Raw genomic sequence first — 18,859 nt, forward strand, 5'->3', positions numbered from 1 at the left:
CCTCCCGCCGGTTCCCGGGGTTGACCATGAAGTTATTGGCAAATTCTGTCCCATTTGTCGGCAATAACTTCATGATCAACGCGGGTCGGGGCCGGGGGTCGGTTACTGGGTGGGGATGTCGCGGGTTTGGAAGGTGCGCAGGGCCAGGGCCAGGAGGGCTGCGGTGATCACCGTGAGGGCCACCAGGGGGGTGGCCGTCCAGTTGTCGCCCAGGACCTGGGGGGTGTGCGTGAACGGGGAGACGTCCAGCGCCCACTGGCTCAGCTTCAGCACCGCCCCGATCTGACCGAGCAGCAGGCAGCCGGCGAGCACCGCCCAGGCTGCCGAGGAGAACCGGGGCAGCCAGCCCACCAGCAGCGCGGCGAGCCCGGCGAGCACCCACACCGCCGGCACCTGGGCCAGCCCGACGCCGAGCAGCCGGAGCAGCTCACCACCGACGTCGCCCACGCTGAGACCGTACGACAGCCCGGTCGCGAGCCCCGCCATGGCCAGCACCACCACCGGGCCGAGCAGCGCGAAGAGCAGGTGCGCCGCCAGCCAGCGGGACCGGCTCACCGCCGTGGCGAGCAGCGGCTCGGCCCGCCCGGCGGTCTCCTCGGCCCGCGCCCGCAGCGCGGCCTGGATGCCGTACCCGGCCGCGGCCAACGCGGTCAGGCTCAACGAACTCCCGAGGTACGCCTCGGCAAGCGTCGCCGTGCCGCCCAACCGGGCCAGGATGTCGGCGACCTGCTGGTTGCCCTGCACCGCGTCGGCAGCCGCGTCGGCGGCGCCACCCAGCACCAGACCGAGCAGCCCGAAGCCGAGCGTCCAGCCGAGCAACTGGCCCCGGTGCAGCCGCCAGGCCAGGCCGAACGGACCGGCCAGCCGCGGACCCGCGGTGGCCGGGCCGAGTCGTGGCGGCAGCACCCCCGCGCCGAGGTCGCGGCGCACCGAGATCGGGTACGCGACGAGCGCGACCACCGCGGCGAACAGCACCGGCAGCAGGAGCACCCACCAGCGCTCACCGGCGAAGGCCCGCACCCGGGGCGCCCAGCCCAGCGGCGAGACCCAGCTCAGCCACTCGGCCTTTCCACCGGCGCCGCCGGACCCTCCGGCGTCGCCCGCCAGCCGCAGCACGAAGGCCAACCCGAGCGCGCCCAGGCCGATGCCGCGCGCCCCGCCGGCACTCTCGGTGAGCTGCGCGGCCAGACCGCCGACAGTGGCGAAGGCGACGCCGGTGAGCGCCAGGCCGGCACCGAAGATCAGCGAACCCGCACCGGGCAGACCCGCGGCGACCAGGCCGCCGGCGATGAGCAGACCGAGAAGCACATTCGCGGCGTACGTCACCAGCAGCGCCGCGGTCAGACCCGCGTACCGGCCGAGGACCGTCGCGCCGAGCAGTTCCCGCCGGCCGGCCTCCTCCTCGGTGCGGGTGTGCCGCACCACCGTCAGCAGGCTGGCCAACGCGGCGACCAGCACCAGCATGCCGGCCCGCTGGACGGTGAGCGCGCCGATGCTGTCGCCGAACACCGGGCCGAGCAACGCGACGATCGACGGGTTGCTCGCCGTGTTGGCCAGGTACGCGGCCCGCTCGTCGGCGGTCTGGTACAGCTCGGCGTACGCGCTGGCGTAGCTGGCCGGCAGCACGGCGAGCAGGAGGATCCAGATCGGCAGCACGACCCGGTCCCGCCGCAGGATCAGCCGCACCAGGTGCCGGGTGCCGGTGAAGGCGCTCATGACCGCACCTGCTCGGCCTGGTAGTGCCGCAGGAACAGCTCCTCCAGCGTCGGCGGCTGGCTGGTCAGGCTGCGTACGCCGATCTCGGTAAGCCGGCGCAGCGCGGCGTCCAGCGCGGCGTCCTCCACGTCGAAGCGCACCCGCTGCCCGTCCACCCGCAGGTCGTGTACGCCGCCGAGCTGACCCAGGCCGTCCACCGACCCGGTCACTTCGGCCTCGATCGAGGTGCGTCGTAGGTGCCGCAGCTCGCTCAGGGTGCCGGTTTCCACGTCCCGCCCGTTGCGGATGATCGTCACCCGGTCACAGAGCGCCTCCACCTCGGCCAGGATGTGGCTGGAGAGCAGCACCGTGCGACCGTCGGTCCTGGCCCGGCGCACCCAGTGCTGGAAGACCTCCTCCATGAGCGGGTCCAGGCCGGAGGTCGGCTCGTCCAGGATGAGCAGTTCGACATCCGACGCGAGGGCGGCCACCAGGCCGACCTTCTGCCGGTTGCCCTTGGAGTACGCCCGGCCCTTCTTGCGGGGGTCCAGCTCGAAGGAGTCGAGCAGTTCGGCTCGGCGGGCCGGGTCGAGGCCGCCGCGCATCCGGCCGAGCAGGTCGATGACCTCGCCCCCGGAGAGGTTGGGCCAGAGCGTCACGTCGCCCGGCACGTACGCCAGCCGGCGGTGCAGGGCCACCGCGTCGCGCCACGGGTCGCCGCCGAGCAGTCGGACGTCCCCCGCGTCCGTCCGCAGCAGCCCGAGCAGGGCCCGGATGGCCGTCGACTTGCCGGCGCCGTTCGGGCCGAGGAAGCCGTGCACCTCGCCGGCGCGGACGGTCAGGTCCAGACCGTCCAGCGCCCGGGTCCGGCCGAAGGTCTTGACCAGGCCGGACACCTCAATCGGAGTTTCCATATATCGGAAGCTACACTCGTTTCACAAAGTTGTGAAGACAGTGAGAGTCGGGGCACCATCGGTGCCCACGAACCGCGCAGGGAGGGACCGCCATGGCAGCCGACGACGGCCACGACCCCGTGCACCTCTTCGTCGAACGGATGGCCCTCACGTTCGCCGAGGTCGGCTTCCCACGGATGGCCGCCCGGGTGTTGTTCACCGTGATGAGCGCCGACGACCCCCTGACCGCCGCCGAGATCGGCGAGCGGCTCGGCGTCAGCGCGGCGGCGGTCAGCGGCGCGGTCCGCTATCTCACCCAGTTCGGCATGCTGATCCGCGAGCCCGTCCCCCGGTCCCGCCGCGATCGCTACCGGATGCCGGAGAACCCCTGGTACGAGGGGACCATCACCAAGACCGCGATCTACAAGACGTTCATCGACGTAGCCGAGGGCGGAGTAGCCGCCCTCAACGGCCCCGAGACACCGGCCGGCGAACGGGTCGCCGAGATGCGCGACTTCTTCATCTTCGTCCAGGAGGAAATTGACTCGCTGGGCGAACGCTGGCGGGTCCGCCGGGCCCAGACCGGCCATCTGCGCCCCGGCGAGGGCTGACCGGCCCGGTCAGGCGGAGCTGCCCCAGCGGGCCTGCTCAAGCAGCTCCACCGCACGCCTCTGCGACTCCTCGTCGTCGGAGCGGAGCAGGGTGGTCGCCTCGTCGACCGCGTCGGTGAGCCGCCGCCACTGCGTGTCACGCTCGCGCACCAGGTCCGACTGGGCGGCCAACTGCCGGGTCTTCACCCACAGCTCGACGAAGACCGACACCTTGGCCCGCAGCACCCACGGGTCGAACGGCTTCGTCAGGTAGTCCACCGCGCCCACCTGGTAGCCCCGGAGCGCGAGCTGGGCGTCCCGGTCGGCGGCGGTGAGGAAGATGATCGGCACGTGCCGGGTGCGCTCCCGCCGCTTGATGTGGCTGGCCGTCTCGAAGCCGTCCATGTCCGGCATCTGCGCGTCCAACAGGATCACCGCGAAGTCGTCCACCAACAGCTGCTTGAGCGCCGCCTCGCCGCTCTCCACGGCCACCGACTGCACCGGAAGGCCCTGCAGGATCGCCTCCAGTGCCATCAGATTCTCGCGGCGGTCGTCCACGAGCAGCGCCTTGGCCATCTGGGTCACGAAGTCTCCTCGGTCCGGCCGCCGCTGATCCAGGACGACATCAGCTCGATCAGGTCGTCCAGGTCGACCGGCTTGGTGATGTAGTCGCTTCCGCCGGCCGCCAGCGCGGACTCGCGGTCACCCGGCATCGCCTTGGCGGTCAGGAAGACGACCGGAAGATCGGCGAACCGGTGGTTACGGCGAATCTGGCGGGTCGTCTCGTATCCGTCCTGGTCCGGCATCATGGCGTCCATCAGCACGATGTCCACCTCCGGGTGCTCGGCCAGCAGGCGGACGCCGTCCGCCCCGTTGTCCGAGTACAGCACGGTCATGCCGTGCAGCTCCAACGCGCTGGTCAGAGCGAAGACGTTGCGGACGTCGTCGTCCACGATCAGCACTGTGGCGCCGTCCAGCTGACGGGTGGCCGGTGCCTCGGGCCGCGCCGGCAGCAGCTCCAGCGGCGGCATCAGCAGCGACGACGGCAGGCCGGCGCGCTGCGGTGACGGCGCCTGGGGCGCGACCACCGCGTCCGGAGCGAGGACCTGCGGCACGAACAACGTGAACGTCGAACCCTGTCCGGGCGCCGACGACACCGTGATGGTGCCGCCGATCAGCCGGGCCAGGTCACGGCTGATCGACAGCCCCAGGCCGGTGCCGCCATAGCGACGGCTGGTCGTGCCGTCCGCCTGCTGGAACGCCTCGAAGATGATCGACAGTTTGTCGTCGGAGATGCCGATGCCGGTGTCGATCACCGTGAACGCGATCACCTGCTGGGCGTTGGTGAGCGCCGGCACGTCGAAGACCGCGTTCTCGGCCGCCGGGGCGATCCGCAACGTCACCGCGCCGTTGTCGGTGAACTTCACCGCGTTGGAGAGCAGGTTGCGCAGGATCTGCTGCAACCGCTGCGCGTCGGTGACCAACGCCGGCGGCAGATCCTTGCTGACCCGTACCTGGAAGTCGAGGTGCTTCTCCTCGGCCTGCGGCGCGAACGCCTGCTCCACGTAGCCACGGATCTCCGCGAAGCGGATCTCGGTGGGCTCGACGTCCATCCGGCCGGCCTCGATCTTGGACAGGTCCAGGATGTCGTCGATCAGCGAGAGCAGGTCCGAACCGGCGCTGTGGATGGTCCGGGCGAACTCGATCTGCTTCGGGTTGAGGTTCTGCTCCGAGTTCTCGGCCAGCAGCCGGGCCAGCAGCAGCAGCGAGTTCAGCGGCGTACGCAGCTCGTGGCTCATGTTGGCCAGGAACTCCGACTTGTACGCCGAAGCCCGCGTGAGCTGCTGCGCCTTCTCCTCCAGGCCCAGCCGGGCCAGCTCGATCTCCCGGTTCTTGGTCTCGATGTTGCCCTTCTGCTCGGAGAGCAGGGTGGCCTTCTCCTCCAGCTCGGCGTTGGTGCGCTGCAACTCCGCCGACTGCTCCTGCAACTCGTGCGCGAGGCGCTGCGACTGGGCCAGCAGCTCCTCCGTACGCCGGTTGGCCTGAATGGTGTTGACCGCGATGCCGATGGTGAGCACCAGCCGCTCCAGGAACGACAGGTGCAGCTCGGAGAACGCGGCCACGCTGGCGAACTCGATCACCCCGAGCAGCTCCCCCTCGAACAGCACGGGGAGCACCACCAGGTCGGACGGGGGTGTCTCGGCCAGGCCGGAGCGCAGCGTGAGGCGGCTGTTCGGGGAGGCGCTGACCCGGATCGTCCGGCGCGAGAGGGCGGTCTGACCGACCAACCCCTCACCCGGGCCGAAGGTGACGTCGTGCCCGCGCGCCACGTACCCGTACGACGAGGTCAACCGCAGCCGCATGCTGCCGTCGGTGTCGTCGGCCAGGAAGAAGGCGCCGAGCTGGGCGTCGACCAGCGGGGTCACCTCCATCATGATCATGCGGCAGACCTCGCCCAGGTCCCGCTGGCCCTGCAGGAGCCCACCGATGCGGGCCAGGTTGGAGTCCAGCCAGCCCTGCTCGGCGTTCTTCTTGGTCGTCTCCCGGAGGGTGACGATCATCTGGTTGATGTTGTCCTTCAGCTCCGCGACCTCGCCCTGCGCCTTGACCGCGATCCGCTGGGTCAGGTCGCCCCGGGTCACCGACGTGGACACCTGGGCGATGGCCCGCAGCTGGGTGGTCAGGGTCGAGGCGAGCTGGTTGACGTTCTCGGTGAGGTCGCGCCAGGTGCCGGAGACACCCTTCACCTGGGCCTGACCGCCCAGCTTGCCCTCGATGCCGACCTCGCGGGCCACCCGGGTCACCTCGTCGGCGAACGACGACAACTGGTCGACCATCGTGTTGACAGTCGACTTGAGTTCCAGGATCTCGCCCTGCGCGTCGACGGTGATCTTCTGGCTCAGGTCACCCTTCGCCACGGCCGTGGTCACCGAGGCGATGTTGCGGACCTGGCTGGTCAGGTTCGACGCCATGGAGTTCACGTTGTCGGTCAGGTCCCGCCAGGTGCCGGAGACGCCCTTGACCTGCGCCTGGCCGCCCAGCTTGCCCTCGGTGCCCACCTCACGGGCCACCCGGGTCACCTCGTCGGCGAACGACGACAACTGATCCACCATCGTGTTGACGGTCGACTTCAGCTCCAGGATCTCGCCCCGCGCGTCCACCGTGATCTTCTGCGACAGGTCACCCTTCGCCACCGCCGTGGAGACCTGCGCGATGTTGCGCACCTGGGCGGTCAGGTTCGACGCCATCGAGTTCACGTTGTCGGTCAGGTCCCGCCAGGTGCCGGCGACCCCGCGCACCTGCGCCTGGCCGCCGAGCTTGCCCTCGGTGCCCACCTCACGCGCGACCCGCGTCACCTCGTCGGCGAACGACGACAGCTGATCCACCATCGTGTTGACGGTCGACTTCAACTCCAGGATCTCGCCCCGCGCGTCCACCGTGATCTTCTGCGACAGGTCACCCTTGGCCACCGCCGTGGTCACCGAGGCGATGTTGCGGACCTGGCTGGTCAGGTTCGACGCCATCGAGTTCACGTTGTCGGTCAGATCCCGCCAGGTGCCGGAGACACCCTTCACCTGCGCCTGACCGCCCAGGTTGCCCTCGGTGCCCACTTCACGGGCCACCCGCGTCACCTCGTCGGCGAACGACGACAACTGGTCCACCATCGTGTTGACGGTGTTCTTCAGCTCCAGGATCTCGCCCTGGGCGTCGACGGTGATCTTCTGCGACAGGTCACCCTTCGCCACCGCGGTGGAGACCTGGGAGATGTTGCGGACCTGGCTGGTCAGGTTGCCGGCGAGCTGGTTGACGTTCTCGGTGAGGTCCCGCCAGGTGCCGGAGACGCCGCGCACCTGCGCCTGACCACCGAGCTTGCCCTCGATGCCCACCTCACGGGCGACCCGCGTCACCTCGTCGGCGAACGACGACAACTGGTCCACCATCGTGTTGACGGTGTCCTTCAGCTCCAGGATCTCGCCCTGCGCCGCCACGGTGATCTTCTGGGAGAGGTCACCGCGCGCGACAGCCGTGGAGACCTGCGCGATGTTGCGGACCTGGGCGGTCAGGTTCGACGCCATCGAGTTGACGCTGTCGGTCAGGTCCTTCCAGGTGCCGGCCACGTTCGGCACCTCGGCCTGGCCGCCCAGCTTGCCCTCGGTGCCCACCTCGCGGGCCACCCGGGTCACCTGCTCGGCGAAGAGCCGCAGCGTGTCGGTGAGGTAGTTCATCGTGGCGGCCAGCTCGGCGACCTCACCGCGCGCGCCGACCGTGATCTTCTGCGACAGGTCGCCCTTGGCCACCGCCGTCGCCACCTGCGAGATCGATCGCACCTGGCCGGTCAGGTTCGACGCCATGGTGTTCACCGAGTCGGTGAGGTCCTTCCAGGTGCCGGCGACGCCCCGGACGTCGGCCTGGCCGCCCAGCTTGCCCTCGGTGCCCACCTCACGGGCCACCCGGGTCACCTCGTTGGAGAACGACGAAAGCTGGTCGACCATCGTGTTCACGGTGCGCCCGATGCGCAGGTACTCACCGCGCAGCGGCCGACCGTCGATCTCCAACGCCATGTGCTGGGACAGGTCGCCGTCCGCGACCGCCACGATCACCCGGGCGATCTCGGTGGTGGGCCGGCCCAGGTCGTCGATCAGCGAGTTGATCGCCCGCTGCCCCTCCGCCCAGGAGCCGTCCAGCCCCTCGTCGTCGAGTCGCTCGGTGAGCCGGCCGTCCCGACCGACGATCCGGCTGATCCGCCGCAGGTCCAGGTACTGCCGCTCCTGGAGCGAAACCACCTCGTTGAAGGCGTCCGCCACCTCGCCGGCCTTGCCGGCACGGCGGGGCAGCCGGACCTTCAGGTCGCCGCGACCGATCCGTCGCAGCGCCTCGGTCAACTCACCGAGGAGCGCCTCGTGGTCGGGCGCGGACGGATCCGCGACCGACTGCTTCGCCGTGGTCATCATTCCTCGCTCAGCTCGGGGGGCCCGTGCCCGTACGGACACACCGGCACCCCATATTGTGCCCGCGCGCGCCGTAGTGCCAGGGTGCGCGACCCGCCGATCGGCCCTGGTGGCCTCCGCGATCCCCCCGGCGACGCCCAACCCGGCACAGACCTCGCCGAGTGGCGCTGATCACCGGAGGGATCGCGTGGCCGACCCCGAGTTGGCGGGACGCTGCCAGGCCCCGTCGTCACCGGTGCGGGCCTTTCGCGCCCAGCCCGCCGACACGCACCCGCCGCACTCCGCCGACCGAGGCCCGCCCCGCCGATCGCGCATCGGCTTGGCACCCGACGGGGGAACGGTGGAGGATACGGGGGTGTCAGCCGAGGCGGGGGCCGCGACGGCCGGGGCCGAAAGCGGGGCCGTCCGGCGTGTCCGCCTGCCCGCCGACCGCCGTACGCCCGCCGCCGCCCGCGCGGTCGTCCGCTCCGTCCTCGCCGAGGCGCACCTGGACGACCTGGTCAACGAGGCGCTGCTGCTCACCACCGAGCTGACCACCAACGCCGTCGAGCACGCCGGCACCGAACTGGACATCGAGGTCGTCGCGGACGGCGTCGGGCTCTCCGTGACCGTCTCCGACTTCGCGCCCAGCTCGGGCAACGACGAGCTGACCGTCGGCACCCGCAACGACGCGACCGAGATCAACGAGGTTTCCGTACGCGGTCGCGGACTGCTCCTCGTCGACCACTTCGCGAGCCGCTGGGGCACCACGTACCTGCCCACCGGCAAGGGCGTCTGGTTCCGGTTGGACCGTCCCGGCGCCGAGCCGGTGGCCGGGGCCAGCTCCGGCGGCACGTCGATGGCCGGCAACCCCGAGGCCGTCGACAGCTCGGCGCCGAGCGCCGGCGCGATGAGCGAACTCATGCAGACCGCCCCCGACGTGTACGCGGACGACCCGCTGCCCGACTTCGCCGCCAGCCTGCTCAGCCGGGTCGCCGAGATGGTCGGCGCGGCCGGCGGCGCGATCCGACTGGACCGGGGCGACGGTCAGGGGCGACAGTTGCTGGCCCGTTTCGGCCGGCAGCCCCGCCCCGACAGCGAGCTGCTCCGGGTGCCGCTGACTGTGCACCGCCCGTACGCCGGGGAGCTGGAGCTGGACGCCGCGCCGTCGGCGTACGCCCGACCGCTGGCGGTGCTCACCGCCGAGCGCCTGTCGCTGCACCTGGAGAACGACCGGCTGCGCCGGGCGGACGTACGCCGCCAGGCGTGGTTGACGTTCCTGGCCGAGGCGAGCGAACTGCTGGCCCAGTCGCTGGACGTCGAGCTGACCATGGCGCTGATCCCGCAGTTGGTGGTGCCCCGCCTCGGCCAGTGGTGCGCGGTGCACACCACCGACGAGTGGGGCCGGCTGCGGCTGGCGGCGGCCAGCCACGCCGACGAGTCGATGCTGCCGCAACTGCACAAGGTGCTGGCCGAGACCGGCCAGGACTCCATCCAGGCCCGGCTGCGCGAGGCGACCCGCAGCGCGGCGCAGATCCCGCTGGGCGGGCCGATGGAGGGTTTCGCGGTCCCGCTGATCGCCCGCGGCCAGCGGCTCGGGACCCTGGCGGTGGGCCGGCACCAACGGCACCGGCACGACCCGGACGAGGTGGCGGTGCTGGAGGACGTGGCCCGGCGGGCCGCGCTGGCGATCGAGAACGCCCGCATCCACGCCGAGCGCCGACGGGTCGCGCAGACACTCCAGCACTCCCTGCTGCCGCCCGTCCTGCCCGTGGTGGACGGCATCGGCTTCGCCGCCGAGTACGTGCCGACCGGCGACGACGCCGAGGTGGGTGGCGACTTCTACGACGTGGTGCCGCTGCCCGACGGGCGCTGGCTCGTGGTGATCGGGGACGTCTCGGGCAAGGGCGTCCAGGCGGCGGCGGTCACCGGACTGGTCCGCGACGTGATCCGGGTGCTGGTCGGCGACGGCAAGCCGCTGCCGGAGGCGCTGGCCCGGCTCAACGAGACGCTTGTCGAGCGGGGTGGCGGCCGGTACTGCACGCTGGCCCTGGCGGCGGTCGGGCCGGGTGACGGTGACCGCCTGGACGTCTCCCTGCACCTCGCGGGGCACGACCGGCCGGTGCTGCTGGCCGGTGGAGGCGGCGCCCGGTTCGTCGGCACCGGCGGCACGGCGCTGGGCCTGCTCGACACGATCACCTCGCCGACCGCGGAGATCACCCTCGCTCCGGGTGACTCGCTGATCTTCTACACCGACGGGGTCACCGAGCGGCGGCGCGGCCGGGAGCTGTTCGGCACCGACCGGCTGCGGGACGCGGCAGCGCCGTTGGCCGGCTACTCGGCCGACGTGGTCGCCGCCCGCCTACGCGCCGCCGCGATCAACTTCTCGGTCGAGCCGCCCCGGGACGACATCGCCGTGCTGGTGCTGCGCAACGACGCGGCCTGACGCCGACACGCCCGATCCCGGGTCACAGGCCGCCGGGGAGGCGGCCGGGGGCGAGGCGGTGCTCCGGGTCGAGGTGTTCCTTGGCGGCCCGGAGCCGGGCCAGGCCGGCCAGCTCGCCCCACAGGTCGACGGCCTGGCGCACCGCCGCGGGGGCGGAGACGACCACGCAGCGACCCTGCCGGGCCAGCAGCACGCCACGGACCGCGGCCAGGATGGACGCCACCCGGTCGGGTGCCACCGCGCCGGGCAGGGCTGCGTGCACCACGCCCATCCCGGCCGAGCCCCGCACCGGCACCGGGGCGCCGGCCGCGTCCCGCAGCGCGTAGACGGCGGCGTGGAGATCGCTGATCGGCACCTCCAGGCGCAGCGCCGTGTCGCCGGGCGCGAACGGGTAACGCCGCCACCACGGCGGGGCGGAGTGGGCGACCGTCGCCTCGCCGTGCAGCAGCCCGACCAGCCGCTCAGCGCGCTCGGTGACCTCGGCCGGGCCACCCTCCAGCAGCACGACCAGGCTGCCCGCCCGGGACGGGGCGCTGGGCCGGCCGGACATCGACGGGTGGCGCTCGCGGGCGGTGGCGGCGGGATGGCCGGGCGGGTAGGCGGTGCGCGGCCGGGGCGGCCCGCCGGGCAGGTCCAGCTCGATGGCCGCCGGCTCGAGTCGGGCGGCGAGAATCACCCGGACCAGGTCGTGGACCTCCAACGGCGTCCACACCGGACGCGACACCCAGAGCCGGGTGGCCGGCACCGGCTGCACCCGCAGGCTCGCCGAGACGAGCACGCCGAGGGCGCCCTGCGAGCCGCAGAGCAGGCGGGCCAGGTCGAGCCCCGGTGCGCCACCACCGGCGCTCACCAATTCACCGTCGGCGCCCAGGTAGCGGACGCCGAGGAGCTGGTCGCACGGGCTGCCGTGGCGGTGCCGGAGCGGCCCGGCCTCCCCGGCCGCGAGCACCCCGCCCAGCGTCGCGCCCGGCGACGGGGCGTCCATCGCGAGCCGCTGCCCGGTGCGCTCCAGAGTGGCCTGCACCGCCCGCAGCGGGGTGCCCGCACCCACCTCGGCCACCGGAGCGCCCACCGGCTCGTGGCCGATACCCGCCAGCCGGCCGGTGTCGAGCATGATGTCGACCTGTGTGGGGGTGGCACCCCAGTCGATCTTCGTGCCGGCGCCTCGGGGCACCACCGCCAGGTCGTGCACGGCGGCCAGCCGCAGCACCTCGGCTGCGGCGTGCGGGCCACCGGGCACCGCCACCCAGCGGGCCGGACGCCCGGCAACCTCGTCGGCCGGGCCGGCGAGTCGGGCGAACGGCGGACCGCAGATCGCCGTCAGTCGCCGGGTGATCTCGAGGGCTCCGGACCGACCGAGGGAACTCGCTGCTGCCGCCATGCCGGCTATCGTACATGTGTTCGAAAGCCGTGGTGATGGCCTTCGGGATGCCACTGGTCCGGCACGCAGGGTGAGCCGGCCGGTAACGTGGCCGCCGTGACCACCGAGACTGCCCCGCCCGCGGCGAAGCGGGTGCCCACCGAGCGCACCCACCACGGCGACACGGTCGTCGACGAGTACGCCTGGCTCGCCGCCAAGGACGACCCGGAGACGATCGCCTACCTGACCGCCGAGAACGCGTTCACCGAGGAGCGCACCGCGCACCTGGCCGCCCTGCGGGGTGAGCTGTTCGAGGAGACCCGTCAGCGGACCCGGGAGACGGACCTGTCCGTGCCCACCCGCAAGGGCGGGCACTGGTACTACACCCGGACGATCGAGGGGCAGCAGTACGGGGTGCACTGCCGACGCGCGGTCCGTGACGGCGAGACCGACCCGCCGGTCAGCGCGGACGGCGCACCGCTCGACGGTGAGGAGGTGCTGCTCGACGGCAACCTGCTGGCCGAGGGGCACGACTTCTTCTCGCTTGGCGCGTTCGACGTCAGCCCGGACGGGCGCTGGTTGGCGTACTCGACCGACTTCTCCGGTGACGAGCGGTTCACCCTGCGCGTGAAGGACCTGAGCACCGGCGAGCTGCTGCCGGACGAGGTGCCCGACACGTTCTACGGCACCGCCTGGTCGGCCGACGCCTCGGTGCTGTTCTACGTGACCGTCGACGACGCCTGGCGGCCGAACAAGGTCTGGCGGCACACCATCGGCTCAGCCGCCGCCGACGACGTCGTGGTCCACCAGGAGGACGACGAGCGGTTCTGGGTAGGCGTCGAGCTGACCCGGTCGGAGAAGTTCATCCTCATCGACATCCACAGCAAGATCACCAGCGAGGTGCTGGTGATCCCGGCCGGCAACCCCACCGGGGCGCCGGCCGTGATCGCGCCCCGCCGGCAGGGTGTCGAGTACGCCGTGGAGCACCACGGCCACCGCTTCCTGATCCTGCACAACGACGGCGCGGAGGACTTCGCGCTGGCGTTCACCTCGGCGGACGTCCCGGGCGACTGGGTGCCGCTGATCGAGCACACCCCCGGCACCCGCCTGGAGGCGGTCGACGCGTTCGCCAACCACCTGGTGGTGTCGCTGCGCACCGACGGGCTCACCGGCCTGCGGGTGCTGCCGGTCGGCAGCGACGACTCGTACGACATCGACTTCCCCGAGCCGCTCTACAGCGTGGGGTTGGACGCCAACCCGGAGTACCGCACGGGGCAGATCCGGCTGCGCTACTCCTCGCTGGTCACCCCCGACTCGGTGTACGACTTCGACCTGGTCACCCGGCAGATGGTGCTGCGCAAGCAGAAGCCCGTGCTGCCCGGGCCGGACGGTCGGCCGTACGACCCGGCCGAGTACGAGCAGCACCGCGACTGGGCGCTCGCCGACGACGGCACGCGGGTGCCGATCTCGCTGGTCTGTCGGGTCGGTACGCCCCGGGACGGCTCGGCGCCGTGCGAGCTGTACGGCTACGGCTCGTACGAGGCCAGCATGGACCCATGGTTCTCGGTGGCCCGCCTGTCCCTGCTGGACCGGGGCGTGGTCTTCGCGGTGGCGCACATCCGTGGCGGTGGCGAGCTGGGCCGGCGCTGGTACGACCAGGGCAAGATGCTGGCCAAGAAGAACACCTTCACCGACTTCGTCGCCTGCGCCCGGCACCTCGTCAAGGCCGGCTGGACGGCCAGCGACCGGCTGGTCGCCCGGGGCGCCTCGGCCGGCGGCCTGCTGATGGGCGCGGTCGCCAACCTCGCGCCGGACGCGTTCGCGGGGATCGTGGCGCAGGTGCCGTTCGTGGACGCGCTCACGTCGATCCTCGACCCGTCGCTGCCGCTGACCGTCACCGAGTGGGAGGAGTGGGGCAACCCCCTCGACGACCCCGAGGTCTACGCGTACATGAAGTCGTACACGCCGTACGAGAACGTCGCGGCGGTGGACTACCCGGCGATCCTCGCGGTGACCAGCCTCAACGACACGCGCGTGCTCTACTCCGAGCCGGCGAAGTGGATCGCGCGGCTGCGGGCGACCGCGCCGCAGGGCGACTACCTGCTCAAGACCGAGATGGGTGCCGGGCACGGTGGCCCGAGCGGTCGCTACGACGCCTGGCGCGAGGAGGCGTTCATCAACGCCTGGGTCCTGGACCGCCTCGGTCGCGCCTGACCGGCCCCGCCGCACGTTGGCATGATCGCGCTCGATCCTGGAAGTAGTCCCCTCGACGGCTCGGGAGGCCACTGTTTCCAGGATCGAGCGCGATCATGACCGGTCAGGCGTCGTCCGGGCCGAGCCGAAGTGGTCACGGCCTAGACTTCCGGCGTGACCAGGGCAACGGAGAATGACGGCGGGTCGGCCGACGAGGTCCGCCGGCCGAGCATCGCGGTCCTCGCCCGGGACCGTCGCGTCTGGCTGATCCTCGCCGTGGTCGCCGGCCTTCTGGTGTGCTGCTGCTCGGCCGTCGTCGGCACGCTTGTCGCGCTCTCCGCCGGCCTGCTCAGCCCCTGACGCCGCCCGACGACGGCCACGGCGGGCCAGCCGGGTCAGGCCGTCCGCAGCTCGTCCACCGCCGTGCTCACCCGGAGGAAGAGCAGGCCGACGCCGACCGTCACCAGCACCGCCGCCAGGGCGCCGGCGCCGAGCCAGGCCAGCTGTTCCAGGGGTACGGCGATCGCCCGCTCCACCCCAGGTGTCTGCACGATCCGCGTGTACTGGTCGCGGGTGGCCGGATCGTCGCAGAGCGCCGCGCCGGCGTCGCAGACCGCAACCGACGACCCGCTCGTGGTGATGTTGCGAAAGAGCCCCCGGCCGAGCAGCAGGCCCACGGTGAGCGCCAGCAGGATCGCCGGCACGGCCGGGGTGAGCGCCTGCCAGGCAACCGATGCGCTGAGCGTGCTGCGGGGCACGCCGGTGGCGACCAGCGCGGCGTAGGCGCGTCGGCGGGCCACGATCCCCTCGACCAGCGCGACGATCAGGCCACCCGCCGCGATCAGCACCGCCACGGCCACCGCGGCGTCGACCAGATTCATCGTCGACAGGTAGAAGGGGTTGGTGCCCGCGTCCACCCCGGCGAGCCGGTTCTGTTCCCGTTCCGCCTCGTCCTGCGCGACGAAGTAGGCGCGCTGCGCCGCCGCGCCGGCACCGAAGATCACGGCGGCCAGCAACGCGGCGAACGTCCGGCTGCCCGCCCACGGGTCCGCCATCAGCCGACCCGCGGCGAGCAGCGCCGACGCGCCCCGGGCGTGCCGGCGCAGCAACCGTCCGCAGGTGTGCGAGATCCAACCGGTGCCGATGACCACCCCGATCATCGCGGTGAGCCCGCCCACCAGGAACAGCAGCGGCACCAGCCAGCCCAGCACCAAGCGGTTCCCGTCGACCCAGGACAGCACCGGGCGTACGGCGACGAAGCAGGCCAGCCCCAGGCCGATCAGCAGCCCGGCCCAGGGGCGTGGACCCCGCTCCCGGGCGGCCTTGCGACTGATCCCGAGCGGGCTGGTCGTGACCGTCCGCAGCATCAGGGCGGTGGCCAGCGCCGCGACCACCGGCAGACCCAGCACCACCGCGACAGCCGCGCCGGCCGACGGCAGCACGTCGGTGGGCAGGGCCAGCCGACCGTGCTCGTCCGGGCGATGCAGCAGCTCGCGGCCGGCCAGGTAGACGCCCAACCCGGCGAGGGTGCCGAGCAGGCTGGCCAGGCCGGTCTCCAGCACCGCCAGGCGGGTGACCTGACCGGGGGTGGCGCCGGCCAGCCGGAGCGCGGCGAGTCGCCGGTCCCGGGCCGGCGCCCCGAGCCGGGCGCACTGACCGGCCAGCGCCAGCACCGGCACGGCCAGCATCAGCAACGCGAACGCCGTCCCCCCGCGCAGCCCCGGCTCACGCAGCAGCGCGTTGCGGTACTGCTCGGACTGCGCCCAGGCGTCGCCGGCCGGCTTCTGGATGGCCAGCACGGTGAGCGCCGCGAGCCCGGCCAGCGCCGCCAGCAGCGCACTGAGCGCGGTCAGCACCACCCGTGCCGTGTCGGTCCGGTTGCCGGCCAGCGCGAGCCGCACCAGCGTCGCCGGCCTCACCGGGAGCCGCCCGCCAACGGCACGTCGAGCCCCAGGCCGGTGTGGTCCACCAGGCCGTCGCGCAGCACGATCTCCCGATCGGCGTACGCGGCGATCCGGGGCTCGTGCGTGACCAGCACGACGGCCGTGCGCTGCTCGCGGGCGAGCCGGACCAGCTGGGTGAGCACCTGCTCGCCGGTGAGCGTGTCCAGCGCGCCGGTCGGCTCGTCGGCGAAGAGCACCCACGGTTCGGTGACCAGCGCCCGGGCCGTGGCGCACCGCTGCTGCTGACCGCCGGACATCTCACCCGGCCGGAGGTCGGCCAGGTCGGCCACCCCGAACCGTTCCAGCCAGGTGATGGCCGCCGTCCGTGCCTCTCGCCGCCCCGTGCCGGCGAGGAGCAGGGGCAGGGCCACGTTCTCGGCCGCGGTCAGCTCGGCGACCAGCTGCCCGAACTGGAACAGCACGCCGAACTCGGTGCGCCGCAGCCGGGACCGGGCCGCCTCCGACCAGGTGTCGATCCGGTGGCCACGCCAGGTGACCTCGCCCGCGTCGGGCCGGAGGATCCCGGCCAGGCAGTGCAGCAGGGTCGACTTGCCGCAGCCACTCGGACCGGTGACCGCGACGATCTCGCCCTCGGCCACGTCGAGCGTCACACCACGCAGGGCGGGCGTCGGGCCGTACGCCCGAACCACGCCGCGAGCCTGGAGTTGCGTCACGCGTGCACCTCCCGGTGCCAGTCGGCGACCCGGCCCAGGGTGGTGTGCAGCCACCGCAGGTCCGCGTCGAGATGGGCGATCGCGAAGTCGGCCGCGACCACGTCGTTGAGGGTGGCGGCCGGGTCGGTCTTGACCGCCGTCAGCTCCCGCAGCCGTGCGGTGTGCGCCGCGCGCTGGGACACCAGGTACGACCGCGCCCGGTCGACGTCGGCGACCAGCAGCGCCACCACCACCTTGGCGAAGAGCGTGCTGGCCACGTACGGCATCGGTGGTTCCACAGCGGACAGCCAGTGGTCCAGCGTGGAGCGACCCTCGTCGGTCAGTTCGTACGTCGTGCGGTCGGGCCCGGAGGCGCGGTCCTGACCCGCGGTGGCCACCAGACCGTCCCGTTCCAGGCGGCCGAGGGTGGCGTAGACCTGCCCGAAGGCCAACGGCCGAGCCCGCGGCAACCGCTGGTCATGCGCACGCTTGAGCTCATACCCGTGCCGGCTGCCCCCAGCGAGCAACCCGAGCAGCACATGCGGCGTGGACACCCCGCCCACTATTCACCCAGCGAATACCAACGTCAACCACCCCTCCCGCCCCGCCCCCTCCGGACCCTGACCCCTGGTGATCAAGAGGTTCGGGTCAGATCCGGCCCCGCTGATGACGCAAACCTCTTGATCACCGGGGCGAAAGGGGTGGGTGGACCCGGGGTTAGTGGGCTTGGGGCCAGGTGGGGGTTCGGCCGGTCTGGGTCAGGAGGTGGTCCAGGTCGGCAGTCGTGGAGGTGGGTGGCGTCGGGGTGGGGTCGGCGAAGACGCCCATCTTGCGGGCGGTCGGGCCCAACCGCTCGACCAGGGCGTGCAGCTCGGTCACCGCCTCCGGGGCGGGCTGATAGGGCTGGCCGGTCGCCACGGCGAGATCCCAGCCGTGCACGGTCAGGTCCAGCAGCGCCATGCCGCCGACGACGGTCTGCGGCAGGCCCATGCCCGGCGACACGCCCTCCAGCGTGGACGGGTCCGACCAGGCGGCGATCAGGCGGTCGGTCTCGACAGCGAACCGGTCCCGCCAGCCGTCGTCCAGGTGATCGGGTTTCTCGGCCCACTCCACCGGTCTCTTCTCGGCCAGGTCCTGGAAGTTCACCACCACCTCGAACAGGTGGTTGAGCAGATCCCGGACCACGTAGTCGCGGCACGGCGTGGGGCTGTCGAGCTGGTCGTCCGCGATACCGCGTACGACGTCGACGGTTCGCGGCGCGGCAGCCGCCAGCAGATCGCTAGTCTGAGTGGCCATACGGCCAGCGTATGAGGGTGGTCTTGAAGAAATGCGACAGCGACCGCGCGGCGACAGCCGGGGCATTCTCGACCCGGCGCGGTTGCTGCGCGAGGTCCGCTTCCGGCGGCACCTGCCGGCCGAACCGCTGCGCGGATGGGTCGAGCACTACTGGTTGATCGACTGGACGTTGAGCGCGCCGTTCGAGCAACGGGTCGTGCCGCACCCCGCCGTGAACGTGGTGTTCCGCAGCGACGGCGACGGCGACGCCGGCGACGCGGCGGAGACCGGCGAGGTGGCCGGGGTGGGCCGCGACCTGTTCCGGATCACGCTCACCGGCACCGGCCGGGTCTGCGGGATCCAGTTCCGTCCCGGTGGCTTCCACCCGTTCTGGCGTCGGCCCGTGGCCGAGCTGACCGGCCGTCGGCTGCCGCTGCCCGCCGGCCGGCTGACCCGTCCCGCCCATCCCGTCTGCGCGGGCACCGACACCGACCGCTGTCGCGCGCTCGACGCGGCGCTCACCGCGTGGGCGCCCGACGCGGACCCGGCCGCGGCGGAGGCCGTCCGGCTGGCCGAGTCCATCCGGGCCGACCGTACGGTGCTGCGCGTCGACGACTTCGCCGCGCGGCACGGCGTTCCGGTCCGCCGGCTCCAGCGGCTCTTCACCGAGCGCGTGGGGGTCGGCCCGAAGTGGGTGATCCGGCGCTACCGCCTCCAGGAGGCCGTCGAGCAGGCCGCGGGGGCTCCCCTCGACTGGGCGGGCCTCGCCGCCACCCTCGGCTACAGCGACCAGGCCCACCTGGTCCGCGACTTCACCGCAGTCGCCGGAGTGTCACCCGCCGCGTACGCCCGCTCGGTGCACTGAGCCGCGCGCAGCGACCAC

Annotated in this window: 14 protein-coding genes; 5 read left to right on the forward strand and 9 right to left on the reverse strand. The window is 72.4% G+C overall.

Annotated elements, in window-relative coordinates:
• Window positions 1-102: 102 nt before the first annotated feature.
• Window positions 103-1,716 (reverse strand): ABC transporter permease, encoded by a 1,614-nt coding sequence (locus AB0B97_RS06860; RefSeq protein ID WP_357491287.1) that lies wholly within the window; start codon window positions 1,714-1,716, stop codon window positions 103-105.
• Window positions 1,713-2,609 carry an ABC transporter ATP-binding protein gene (locus AB0B97_RS06865; RefSeq protein WP_357491289.1) on the reverse strand — a complete coding sequence of 299 codons (897 nt, stop codon included), beginning with the start codon at window positions 2,607-2,609 and terminating at the stop codon, window positions 1,713-1,715. Before AB0B97_RS06865 ends, AB0B97_RS06860 begins: the two co-directional genes overlap by 4 nt.
• A 92-nt stretch (window positions 2,610-2,701) precedes the next feature.
• Between AB0B97_RS06865 and AB0B97_RS06870 the strand changes: the two genes are divergently transcribed.
• Window positions 2,702-3,199 carry a helix-turn-helix domain-containing protein gene (locus AB0B97_RS06870; protein WP_234587782.1) on the forward strand — a complete coding sequence of 166 codons (498 nt, stop codon included), beginning with the start codon at window positions 2,702-2,704 and terminating at the stop codon, window positions 3,197-3,199.
• Between the two features lie 9 nt (window positions 3,200-3,208).
• Here the strand turns inward: AB0B97_RS06870 and AB0B97_RS06875 are convergent, their stop codons facing one another.
• Both AB0B97_RS06875 and AB0B97_RS06880 read right to left on the reverse strand, forming a co-directional pair.
• On the reverse strand, window positions 3,209-3,763 hold the full coding sequence (locus tag AB0B97_RS06875; protein ID WP_357491292.1) for a response regulator: 555 nt from the start codon (window positions 3,761-3,763) through the stop codon (window positions 3,209-3,211).
• Window positions 3,760-8,127, reverse strand: a complete 4,368-nt coding sequence (locus AB0B97_RS06880; protein ID WP_357491294.1) for a HAMP domain-containing protein — start codon at window positions 8,125-8,127, stop codon at window positions 3,760-3,762. The genes AB0B97_RS06875 and AB0B97_RS06880 overlap by 4 nt, the downstream gene beginning before the upstream one ends.
• A 355-nt stretch (window positions 8,128-8,482) precedes the next feature.
• Between AB0B97_RS06880 and AB0B97_RS06885 the strand changes: the two genes are divergently transcribed.
• Window positions 8,483-10,552 (forward strand): SpoIIE family protein phosphatase, encoded by a 2,070-nt coding sequence (locus AB0B97_RS06885; protein WP_357491296.1) that lies wholly within the window; start codon window positions 8,483-8,485, stop codon window positions 10,550-10,552.
• A 22-nt stretch (window positions 10,553-10,574) separates the two neighbouring features.
• Here AB0B97_RS06885 and AB0B97_RS06890 read toward each other — a convergent pair whose 3' ends face one another.
• Window positions 10,575-11,933, reverse strand: a complete 1,359-nt coding sequence (locus AB0B97_RS06890) for an FAD-binding oxidoreductase (protein WP_357491298.1) — start codon at window positions 11,931-11,933, stop codon at window positions 10,575-10,577.
• A gap of 96 nt (window positions 11,934-12,029) precedes the next feature.
• Between AB0B97_RS06890 and AB0B97_RS06895 the strand changes: the two genes are divergently transcribed.
• Window positions 12,030-14,126 (forward strand): S9 family peptidase, encoded by a 2,097-nt coding sequence (locus tag AB0B97_RS06895; RefSeq protein ID WP_357491300.1) that lies wholly within the window; start codon window positions 12,030-12,032, stop codon window positions 14,124-14,126.
• A 153-nt stretch (window positions 14,127-14,279) separates the two neighbouring features.
• Window positions 14,280-14,465, forward strand: a complete 186-nt coding sequence (locus tag AB0B97_RS06900; protein ID WP_357491302.1) for a hypothetical protein — start codon at window positions 14,280-14,282, stop codon at window positions 14,463-14,465.
• A 35-nt stretch (window positions 14,466-14,500) separates the two neighbouring features.
• Here AB0B97_RS06900 and AB0B97_RS06905 read toward each other — a convergent pair whose 3' ends face one another.
• The 4 genes from AB0B97_RS06905 to AB0B97_RS06920 form a co-directional block, all read right to left on the reverse strand.
• Window positions 14,501-16,024 carry an FtsX-like permease family protein gene (locus AB0B97_RS06905; RefSeq protein WP_357491304.1) on the reverse strand — a complete coding sequence of 508 codons (1,524 nt, stop codon included), beginning with the start codon at window positions 16,022-16,024 and terminating at the stop codon, window positions 14,501-14,503.
• Window positions 16,021-16,722 carry an ABC transporter ATP-binding protein gene (locus AB0B97_RS06910; RefSeq protein WP_234587798.1) on the reverse strand — a complete coding sequence of 234 codons (702 nt, stop codon included), beginning with the start codon at window positions 16,720-16,722 and terminating at the stop codon, window positions 16,021-16,023. Before AB0B97_RS06910 ends, AB0B97_RS06905 begins: the two co-directional genes overlap by 4 nt.
• A complete protein-coding gene (locus AB0B97_RS06915; protein WP_234587799.1) occupies window positions 16,719-17,255 on the reverse strand; it encodes a PadR family transcriptional regulator in 537 nt (178 codons plus the stop codon). The genes AB0B97_RS06910 and AB0B97_RS06915 overlap by 4 nt, the downstream gene beginning before the upstream one ends.
• Before the next feature lie 163 nt (window positions 17,256-17,418).
• A complete protein-coding gene (locus AB0B97_RS06920; protein WP_357491307.1) occupies window positions 17,419-17,997 on the reverse strand; it encodes a TIGR03086 family metal-binding protein in 579 nt (192 codons plus the stop codon).
• Window positions 17,998-18,028: 31 nt separating this feature from the next.
• On the opposite strand from AB0B97_RS06920, the gene AB0B97_RS06925 reads away from it, so the two are divergent.
• Complete coding sequence (locus AB0B97_RS06925; RefSeq protein ID WP_357491309.1) at window positions 18,029-18,841, forward strand: AraC family transcriptional regulator; 813 nt, start codon at window positions 18,029-18,031, stop codon at window positions 18,839-18,841.
• The last annotated feature ends 18 nt before the right edge of the window (window positions 18,842-18,859 follow it).

Origin of the sequence: Micromonospora sp. NPDC049004, assembly GCF_040649315.1 — a bacterium.
Taxonomy (GTDB): Bacteria; Actinomycetota; Actinomycetes; order Mycobacteriales; family Micromonosporaceae; genus Micromonospora.